Source organism: Oscillibacter sp. (assembly GCF_032060045.1).
In the GTDB taxonomy this organism is placed as follows: Bacteria; Bacillota; Clostridia; order Oscillospirales; family Oscillospiraceae; genus Oscillibacter.
The window spans coordinates 44,277-45,419 of the sequence record NZ_DAMBZJ010000018.1; the positions used below are offsets into that span (position 1 = coordinate 44,277).

1 protein-coding gene and 1 pseudogene are annotated in these 1,143 nt (G+C 58.6%); both read left to right on the plus strand.

The features are described 5' to 3' along the window. Positions 1-799 (plus strand): MBOAT family O-acyltransferase (locus tag RT018_RS09005; protein WP_312941187.1); only part of this gene is annotated, 799 nt, incomplete at its 5' end. A gap of 10 nt (positions 800-809) precedes the next feature. After that, a pseudogene (locus RT018_RS09010) lies at positions 810-1,143 on the plus strand (hypothetical protein); the annotation flags it as partial.

Below are 1,143 nucleotides of genomic sequence, written 5' to 3' on the forward strand. Positions count from 1 at the left end.
CGGCTACGCACATTTGGACGAGCTTACCGCCCCCGGGGCGTGGCTTGTCATCTTGGGTTATACCCTGCAATTATACTTCGACTTCTCGGGGTATTGCGACATTGCGGCGGGAGCGGCCCGGCTTCTGGGCATCCGTGTGCCGGTGAACTTCGACTCGCCTTATCGCTCCCTGAGCGTGGGGGAGTTTTGGAAGCGGTGGCACATCACACTGACCACGTTTCTACGTGAGTGCTTGTACCTCCCGCTGGGAGGCAGCCGCCGGGGTGAAATGCGGACCTATGGCAACATTCTTCTGGTGTTTCTTGTCAGCGGCTTCTGGCACGGGGCTGGCTGGACGTTTCTTGTCTGGGGCCTGCTCCATGGCCTTGCTCAGATTGCCGAGCGGGCCGCCGGGGGGCAGCTTACCCGCCTACCCAAGTCCTTGCGATGGGCGGGAACGTTTTTATTTGTCAATTTGGCATGGGTCTTTTTCCGCGCCTCGTCTTTGTCAGCAGCGGCTTCTGTTTTGAGAAGCGCGTTTTCCGGCGGGGGGGGAATTCCCCCGTTTCTGACCGAAAAGCTGCTTCCCTCAGAAACCACGGCGCTCACCGCGCTGGGGCTTGGCGCAAACGCGGGGTTGCTTCTGCTGGCGGCGGTGTTTCTAATCGCACTGTTTGCTGCACTGAAGCCGGGAAACACCGTTCGCCGCATGGACACGTTTCGGCCCACCGGTTTGCAGTGCGCGGTTTGCTGCATCCTTTTGGCGTGGGCAGCGCTATCGTTTTCGGGCGTGACCACATTTATCTATGCCAATTTTTAAGGAGGGCGCTGTGAAAAACGCGAAAAAGCGTTGGGCCATAGGGCTTTTAGCAGGCTTTTTGTCCATTCTATTTCTCTGCGCCGGCACGGTGGCGGCGGTGGACCCTTTTTTCCACTACCACGCTCCAGATCCGGAGGGAGAGGTCTGGTTTGACGAGCGGTATCAGGCCGCGGGGCTTTTGCGAAGCCAGCGCTATGAAACGGTACTGATGGGCACGTCTCTTGCCGCCAATTACCGTCCTTTCTGGTTCGATGTGTTTTACGACACCTCCACCGTGAAGGTGACTTTTCCCAACGGCGGGTTTCACGAGTTCACGCAGGCGCTGGACTATGCCTATGCCCGCC